Below are 8,076 nucleotides of genomic sequence, written 5' to 3' on the forward strand. Positions count from 1 at the left end.
TTTGGATGAGAAGCCGGGTTTCGGCTCGCGGGCACAATCGTGCTCGTTACATTGGGGAATACGAATGCGCATCGAACGCCGGTTCACGTCTGCCGATCAGGATCGCTATGGGTCCATCGAATTCCGCTCGGCCACGAGTGAGATCCGCAACCCCGACGGTTCGGTGGTCTTCAAGCTCGAGAATATCGCCATTCCGTCTACCTGGAGCCAGGTGGCTGCCGACATCATCGCGCAGAAGTATTTCCGCAAGGCCGGCGTCGCCAAGGTCCTCAAAAAGGTCGAAGAAAATTCCGTGCCGTCCTGGCTGTGGCGCTCCGTCCCTGACGAAGCTGCGCTCGCCAAGCTGCCGGAAGCCGAGCGCTATGGCTCGGAAATGGATTCGCGCCAGGTCTTCGACCGCCTGGCCGGCACCTGGACCTATTGGGGCTGGAAGGGCGGCTATTTCGACAGTGAAGAGGATGCCCGCACCTTCTTCGACGAACTCGCCTATATGCTCGCCACCCAGCGCGTTGCCCCCAACAGCCCGCAATGGTTCAACACGGGCCTGCACTGGGCCTATGGCATTGATGGTCCCGGCCAGGGCCATTTCTATGTCGACCCCTTCACCCACAAGCTTGTCTCGTCCAAGAGTTCCTACGAGCATCCGCAGCCGCATGCCTGCTTCATCCAGTCGGTCAATGACGACCTGGTGAACGAAAACGGCATCATGGACCTCTGGGTCCGCGAAGCGCGCCTGTTCAAATATGGCTCGGGCACCGGCACCAATTTCTCGGCCCTGCGCGGCTCGGGCGAAAAGCTCTCGGGCGGCGGCAAGTCATCCGGCCTGATGAGCTTCCTCAAGATCGGCGATCGCGCTGCCGGCGCCATCAAGTCGGGCGGCACCACCCGTCGCGCCGCCAAGATGGTGGTGCTCGATATCGATCACCCGGACGTGGAAGAATACATCAACTGGAAGGTCAAGGAGGAGCAGAAGGTTGCCGCCCTCGTGACCGGCTCCAAGGTCGTCTCCAAGCACCTCAAGCTGATCATGAAGGCCGCCGTGAACTGCGAAGGGTCGGGCGACGATTGCTTCGACGTGGCGATGAACCCCGCCCTCAAGCGCGAAGTCCGCGCCGCCAAGAAGGCGCTGGTGCCGGAGAACTACATCTACCGCGTCATCCAGTTCGCCAAGCAGGGCTACAAGGATATCGAATTCCCGGTCTACGACACCGATTGGGACAGCGAGGCCTATCTCACGGTCTCGGGCCAGAATTCGAATAACTCCGTCCGTGTGACTGATGATTTCCTGCGCGCCGTCGAAGGCGATGGCGACTGGCAGCTCAAGGCCCGCTCGTCGGGCAAGGTCACCAAGACGCTCAAGGCACGTGACCTGTGGGAACAGGTGGGCTATGCCGCCTGGGCCTCGGCCGATCCCGGCATCCAGTATCACACCACCATCAACGAGTGGCACACCTCCCCCGAGGCCGGTCCGATCAATGCATCGAATCCCTGCTCGGAATACATGTTCCTCGACGACACCGCCTGCAACCTGGCCTCGGTGAACCTGCTGCCCTATCGCAATGCCGATGGCTCGTTCGACACATCAGCCTATGAGCACACCGTCCGCCTCTGGACCATCGTGCTCGAAATCTCGGTCATGATGGCGCAGTTCCCGTCCAAGGCGATTGCCGAGCGCTCGTTTGAATACCGGACCCTCGGCATCGGCTACGCCAATATCGGCGGCTTCCTGATGACCTCAGGCATCCCCTATGACTCCGCCGAAGGCCGCGCCATTGCCGGCGCCGTCACCGCCATCATGACCGGCGTCAGCTACGCCACCTCGGCCGAAATGGCCAAGGAGCTGGGCCCGTTCAAGGATTACAAGCGCAATGCCAAGCATATGCTGCGCGTCATCCGCAATCATCGCAACGCCGCCCATGGCCATGCCGAGGGCTATGAAGGCCTCTCCATCAATCCGGTGCCGCTCGACCATGCATCGCTGATCGATGCCCAGCTCTCCGAGCGCGCCAAGGCCGCCTGGGACAATGCCCTCGCCCTCGGCGAAAAGCATGGCTACCGCAATGCCCAGGTCTCGGTGATCGCCCCGACCGGCACGATTGGTCTGGTGATGGATTGCGACACCACCGGCATCGAGCCCGATTTCGCCCTGGTCAAGTTCAAGAAGCTCGCCGGTGGCGGCTACTTCAAGATCATCAACCGCGCCGTGCCCCCGGCCCTGCGCACCCTGGGCTATTCGGAGAGCCAGATCGCCGAGATGGAGGCCTATGCCGTCGGCCATGGCAATCTCAACCAGGCTCCGGGCATCAATCCGTCCACCCTGCGGTCCAAGGGCTTCACCGACGAGAAGATCGCCGCGCTCAATGCCGCGACCGCCTCGGCCTTCGACATCAAGTTCATCTTCAACCAGTGGACGCTGGGCGTTGATTTCCTGAAGTCGCTCGGCGTTACCGACGAGAACCTGGCCGATTTCTCCTTTGACCTGCTGGCCCATCTGGGCTTCAGCAAGAAGGATATCGAGGCTGCCAATATCCACGTCTGCGGCGCCATGACCCTCGAGGGCGCGCCACATCTCAAGGCCGAGCATCTGCCGGTGTTCGATTGCGCCGCTCCCTGCGGCAAGATCGGTAAGCGCTCGCTCTCGATCGAGTCGCATATCCTGATGATGGCGGCCGCGCAGCCCTTCATCTCGGGTGCGATCTCGAAAACCATCAACATGCCCAATGATGCGACCGTCGAAGACGCCAAGGAAGCCTATATGCTGAGCTGGCGCCTGGCTCTCAAGGCCAACGCGCTCTATCGCGATGGCTCCAAGCTGAGCCAGCCGCTCAATTCCTCGGTGCTGTCTGCCGCCGATGAAGATGACGAGGAAGATGCCGCCGAGGAACTGGCGGCGATGACCGCTGCCCAGCGCGTCCCTGTCGTGGCCGAACGCATTGTCGAGCGCATCATCGAGCAGGTCCGTGACCGCGAGAAAATGCCCGATCGCCGCAAGGGCTATACCCAGAAAGCCGTCGTCGGCGGCCACAAGGTCTATCTGCGCACCGGCGAATATGACGATGGCCGTCTCGGCGAAATCTTCATCGACATGCACAAGGAAGGCGCCGCCTTCCGCGCCATGATGAACAACTTCGCCATCGCCATCTCGCTGGGCCTGCAATATGGCGTGCCGCTGGACGAATATGTGGAGGCCTTCACCTTCACCCGCTTCGAGCCCGCCGGCATGGTCATGGGCAATGACCGCATCAAGAACGCGACCTCGATCCTCGATTACGTGTTCCGCGAACTGGCCGTTTCCTATCTCGACCGGGATGACCTCGCCCATGTCAATCCCGACAGCCCCACCTCGCTCGGCAAGGGCGTAGCCGAGGACAAGGGTGCGCCGCGCGCTGCGGCCGCCGCCCCTGCCCCGGTGCCCGCCGAGCGCTTTGTCTCCCGCGGCATGACCCGCGGCCGTGTTGCCAACAAGAACCTGATGATCGTCTCGGGCGACCAGACGCAGTACAATCCGGTCCAGGCGATGCAGACCTCCACCGTGACGGCGCTCCGCTCCGCCACCGCCCTCAAGGTGGACACCCAGATCGCCCCGGCCGCCTTCGCGCCGGCTGAACTCAGCCCCATCCCCAGCCCGCCGCCCTCAAAGGACGCGGGACTGCTCCGGGCCGAGGCCCAGATGAAGGGCTATACGGGCGACCAGTGCACCGAGTGCCATAACTTCACGATGGTGCGGAACGGCACGTGTTTGAAGTGCGATACGTGCGGGACGACGACTGGGTGTAGCTGAGGACTGGCAGGAGGAGCTGGCTTGCGTGCGTGTGTTGTTGTTCTAGCTGACTAGTAGTCGGCAACGAAGGCTGCGGTGCGAATACGCTCCGCAGCCAAATCAAGAATTGAACAAACCAAGTACGGAGAACTACCTTGAATAGTATCGAAGAGTTGGTGCTGCGACTTCGGGCACATTTAGGCATTCCGGACGACACGCTACTTGATGTGCTTGATACTTTGCGCCGAATGAAGATCGCCGGGATCATCTCGGACTACCGGCGCGACGAAGACCACGTTCTCGCCGATGCGGTGGCGATGTGGGACGATTCCACCAGAACAATTGTGCTGTCCGACGCGCTTTGGGAGGGCCTCGAACATGCTGATCCGGAGATCAGGTTCACGGTCTTTCACGAGATTGGGCATGCTGTTTTGGGACACGCAGCTCGCAACCGAAAAATAGCTGGCAAACGTCAGTTCGGTCGTTCGATCGAATTTGACGAACAGGAGGCGGATGATTTTGCTTTGGCTTTCGCGATTCCGCTTAGGTCAGCCTCAAATCTAGATATCTACGACGCTGACGCTCTTGCCCAGCAATTTGGCCTATCCGTGGCAATGGCAGAGCGACGAATGATAAGTCTCCAGCGGTATTCAAAGTATCCCAATCGTTTGGAGGACGCAGCGGAGCCGGAGGACAACTACGCGGAAGCCATGGGATTGATGCGGTTTAACACCATTACCTGGAACTCGTAATTCATACCCAATAGAGAGGGCCCCTAGTCGGGGCCTTCTTTTCAGATATTAGGAAGAGCAGTTGGTACTTGGACGGCTTGCAATTGCCGGTACAAGACTTTTGCTTTTTTTATACGTCCGCCCTCTGCTTTCTCAGGCTTCCTCCGAGCAGTCTCCGCCCACGGATCTGGATAACCTTCCTTTTGCAGGAAGACAGCGGTAGCCGCTAATTCCAATTCAACGGCATCTGCTTCCGCAGCTATATGCGCCAGCTGATTGCGAGCGGAGTTAACATGATCAACGTGCTGCTCATTAACTGTATAAGTCGAATACGAACCTCCCCACTGCGCCTGCTGCTCAGTGGCGGACAAGAGACCCAGCAGTTCACCAATCCTCGTATATTGGGCCAAGTCCTCACTAAAAGGTCCGTAATGCTTGTAGACGAAGGAAAACTCTCCCTCTAATCCAGCAGCGTGCAGAAGATATGCAATCTTCTGCAACCTTGTACGCCCCACAACTCGACCACCCGCATCCTGAATTATGCGCGCGGCACTTTGAGCTTTCTGTTGCATACTCATTTCCCTAATTCCTTAGTTAACTTCTCCACCATTTCCACTGCCTCCGGGTCCTCCCGGCTCACGTAGGCTCTAGCAAGTTTGAACGTTTTCAGTGAGGCAACAACTTGCGACCGGCTTTTAAGGTCTACAAGTTTGTCGCCTTCCGTGCGGATATTGATCTGATCCAAGGGACCTTTTGTCTGCCCGATTTCCTTATAAGGGGAACGCTCCGCACTATCAAAAAGTGCGCGCGGCACCGATCCACTTGCCGACGACCAGTCAGTGAGCTTCAGGTTTATTCGCTCGCAGGCAGCATCGATCTCATTCACCTTCTCGTCGTCGCCGACGCCATCTGGATCAATTGTCTGCGTGACACCCGCACGAACGTCCATGCACTTATAAAGATCGCGAGTGCGCAACCGCCTAGAGAAGTCCGCGATGAGAGGATCGTCGGCATCCATCATCATTGGAAGCGCACCAGAAACCACTGAATCGTCCAGCAGTAGGGCGCGAGATAGATCATCCGCGTTTTTTGCGAATTGAATTAGAGGATGGTTTTCCGGCAGACCGGTCTTCTGCCAATGCCCTTGGCGCCCGAGTTCAAAAACATGAGCGAGAAGCTCGACAAATATCTTCTCAACGCCTCTCGTCGTCTTATGAAGATAGACCGTCGGATAGAGCTGAAAAAGTCCAAGAACAAATGCCTCAGCGGCAAAGAAGGCCTTCGGCCCTAGGACAAAGGTCTCAACCTCACCTAGCTTTTCGTCATCCATTCCAACCGCGACCTTACCAACCTCAAGATTGGCAATAAGCCATTCAAAATCGATGGCGCTATGTTGAGTGCCAGTCATAAGACGGTCGCGACGCATGTAATCCAACCTATCCGCATCGAATTGGCTGGAAACTACGGCTCTATAGACGGTCTTCTTGCCAGATCCTTGAATGATATCCGCCACGTCGGTAGCGAAGCCGCTTCCTAGCTCATTCAATTCTTTGGAAATTTCGCTGTTCCGTATCAGCTCATTGCTGACGTGCTCATGATCCGCCATCTTAAGTTTAAGACGCTTTCCGACCGTCTCAAAAGCATGGCTAAATGCACCGTGGCCAACGTCATGCACTAACGCGGCTGCCAACGCCCGTTGAATTTTGCTTTCTGATGGACGTGGCACATGTCGCTTTACGACTTCCATTAGCCGTCTAGCGGTGTGGAAGACCCCCAAGCTATGAGCAAAGCGAGAATGCGTTGCGCCAGGATAAACGAACTCCGAAAAGCCTAGCTGCTTTATGCGGCGAAGCCTCTGAAATGGCTCAGTCTGAACAACCCTCCAGAGCATATGTTCGAATTCATCGGCAGCTTCGCGGAACTCGATAAGATCATGGAGGGGATCCCTTATCCTCTGCCCCTGATAGCTCGATCCGGAAATCATCTTGTTCTCACTTTGTTCACGCAGAACATACTACGTACACACGAGTCTGAGAAGCTCGAATGATGCCGATATCTACCCCAGTTGCAGCTTTGGCCGATTCCGTAAACAGACCGTTTAAATGGAGAGGCAGCTATCAACATGAAACCCGCTGCTAGCCGGATATCATCCCAACACGTCTGCCGATCAGGCTCGCCCGGTCCTCCGGCGGCGCCGGCTTGCCGCAGCCGCCAAAGCCGCCGCCAGCGGCAGCGGTACCAACCACCGAACCGATCCCATGGGTCGCTCCCAGCCGTGTGCCGGCATCAATAGGCGCGCTCTAAGCAGCCGGCAGCCTACCGCAACAGCCCCAGCCGCTCGAACGCGTCCCAGCCCACCAGTTGCACCTGCTCGCCGCTCGCCTCGGGCGCTGCCGTTCCGGCCTTCTCGGCTCGCACCAGCTTGCGCTGCCACGCCGCGCGGCGCCGGTTCTCGCGCGCCGTCTCGGCGTCCTGCTCGCGCCAGTCGTCGATCACGCCGCTGTCGAGCAGCTCTTCCACATGGCGCGGATCGAAGACGTGAAAGGTGATCTTTCTTGCCCGCCCGCGCAGCTTCACCGTCCGGGTTCCGGCGCTGGGCAGTCGCCCGTCCTTGAGCCAGCGATGCCGCTCGGAGGTCTTGATATCGAGGATATCCTCGATCTCGCGCGGGATGACCGGCAGGCTCTCGATGCCGTCAAGCACCCCGGTCACGATCCCGGCTGCAACGGCAAATTCCGCCGCCGCGCTTTCGGGCATGCTGAGAACAAGCACCCCGGCCCGCACCTCTATCGCCTTGCGCAGCGCCATCGGCAGGCGCGCCCGCACTTCCAGCATGATGCCCCTGGCACGCACCGACGAGCCCAGCGTGGCGGCAGCCGGCAGCGGCCATTCCCGGGTCAGGACCGGTCCGTCATCGATCTTCTTCACGCGCGCCATGCTGCCCAGATAGGCGAGTTGGGGCCGCCGGGCAACGCGCCGAGGGCCCGATCGCGCGGCTGTGAAGGCGCATGGATTTGTCCCCGCCGTTCCGGCCGGGGTTACACTGGGTCTTTCATCAGGGGGAACCACCATGGCCACATCGCCCAGCCAACGTACCATCCGCGCCTATCGCCGCCTCGCCAAGCCACTTGCGGCCCTGATGAAAGTCACCCGCGGCAAAGCCACCGGGCCGGTCGGCCCGGCCACTGTGGCGCGCTGCAATGCCGTGATCGCGGCTGCCAATGCCGTGTTTTCCCGCGAGCGCGATTTCGGCCGCCTGCCGTCCCTGCCCGCCCAGGCGCCGCTTTCGGCCATCGACCTGGCGCTGGTGGTCGATGAACTCGCCATCGCCGCCCTGCGTTTCGAGGAGCGCTATCCCGAACTCGATTCCCGCGCGCCCTCCGCGCTGCCGCGCTAAGATACGGAGCGACTTATCCCCGCGCCAGATCCCCATGCCATACTCCACCCATTCCCGCCGCTCACGCGGTGCCGACGAAGCATCGGGCGGGGAGATGGGTGGATCGGGGTCGCCTGGTCCAGGCAGGGGAAACCCGGCAGCTGCGCTTGCGACACAGCGTACCTGGCCCGAACCTGCCCAAAACCCCA

The 8,076-nt window shown here is 59.8% G+C and carries 6 protein-coding genes; 3 read left to right on the plus strand and 3 right to left on the minus strand.

Annotated features, from left to right (window positions below):
• Positions 1 to 64 precede the first annotated feature (64 nt).
• Both IH615_RS05595 and IH615_RS05600 read left to right on the plus strand, forming a co-directional pair.
• The gene (locus IH615_RS05595) at positions 65 to 3,781 is read left to right on the plus strand and encodes a vitamin B12-dependent ribonucleotide reductase (protein ID WP_291360499.1); all 3,717 of its coding nucleotides are present in this window, start codon (positions 65 to 67) and stop codon (positions 3,779 to 3,781) included.
• A 134-nt stretch (positions 3,782 to 3,915) separates the two neighbouring features.
• A complete protein-coding gene (locus IH615_RS05600) occupies positions 3,916 to 4,512 on the plus strand; it encodes an ImmA/IrrE family metallo-endopeptidase (RefSeq protein WP_291360501.1) in 597 nt (198 codons plus the stop codon).
• Positions 4,513 to 4,553: 41 nt separating this feature from the next.
• Here IH615_RS05600 and IH615_RS05605 read toward each other — a convergent pair whose 3' ends face one another.
• The 3 genes from IH615_RS05605 to IH615_RS05615 all read right to left on the minus strand — a co-directional run bounded on the left by IH615_RS05605 (position 4,554) and on the right by IH615_RS05615 (position 7,428).
• On the minus strand, positions 4,554 to 5,069 hold the full coding sequence (locus IH615_RS05605) for a hypothetical protein (RefSeq protein WP_291360503.1): 516 nt from the start codon (positions 5,067 to 5,069) through the stop codon (positions 4,554 to 4,556).
• The gene (locus IH615_RS05610; protein WP_291360505.1) at positions 5,066 to 6,475 is read right to left on the minus strand and encodes an HD domain-containing protein; all 1,410 of its coding nucleotides are present in this window, start codon (positions 6,473 to 6,475) and stop codon (positions 5,066 to 5,068) included. The genes IH615_RS05605 and IH615_RS05610 overlap by 4 nt, the downstream gene beginning before the upstream one ends.
• A gap of 332 nt (positions 6,476 to 6,807) precedes the next feature.
• Positions 6,808 to 7,428, minus strand: a complete 621-nt coding sequence (locus IH615_RS05615) for a hypothetical protein (protein WP_291360507.1) — start codon at positions 7,426 to 7,428, stop codon at positions 6,808 to 6,810.
• 133 nt (positions 7,429 to 7,561) lie between these two features.
• On the opposite strand from IH615_RS05615, the gene IH615_RS05620 reads away from it, so the two are divergent.
• Positions 7,562 to 7,888, plus strand: coding sequence for a hypothetical protein (locus tag IH615_RS05620; protein WP_291360510.1), 327 nt, complete (start codon positions 7,562 to 7,564; stop codon positions 7,886 to 7,888).
• Positions 7,889 to 8,076 lie beyond the last annotated feature (188 nt).

Source organism: Devosia sp. (genome assembly GCF_014860165.1).
Taxonomy (GTDB): Bacteria; Pseudomonadota; Alphaproteobacteria; order Rhizobiales; family Devosiaceae; genus Devosia.

What these genes read in the sequence shown, in the direction of transcription:
- IH615_RS05595 (WP_291360499.1), top strand. Translation starts at nt 65, where the DNA reads ATGCGCATCGAACGCCGGTTCACGTCTGCCGATCAGGATCGCTATGGG.
- IH615_RS05615 (WP_291360507.1), bottom strand. Translation starts at nt 7,428, where the DNA reads ATGGCGCGCGTGAAGAAGATCGATGACGGACCGGTCCTGACCCGGGAA.
- IH615_RS05605 (WP_291360503.1), bottom strand. Translation starts at nt 5,069, where the DNA reads ATGAGTATGCAACAGAAAGCTCAAAGTGCCGCGCGCATAATTCAGGAT.
- IH615_RS05620 (WP_291360510.1), top strand. Translation starts at nt 7,562, where the DNA reads ATGGCCACATCGCCCAGCCAACGTACCATCCGCGCCTATCGCCGCCTC.
- IH615_RS05610 (WP_291360505.1), bottom strand. Translation starts at nt 6,475, where the DNA reads ATGATTTCCGGATCGAGCTATCAGGGGCAGAGGATAAGGGATCCCCTC.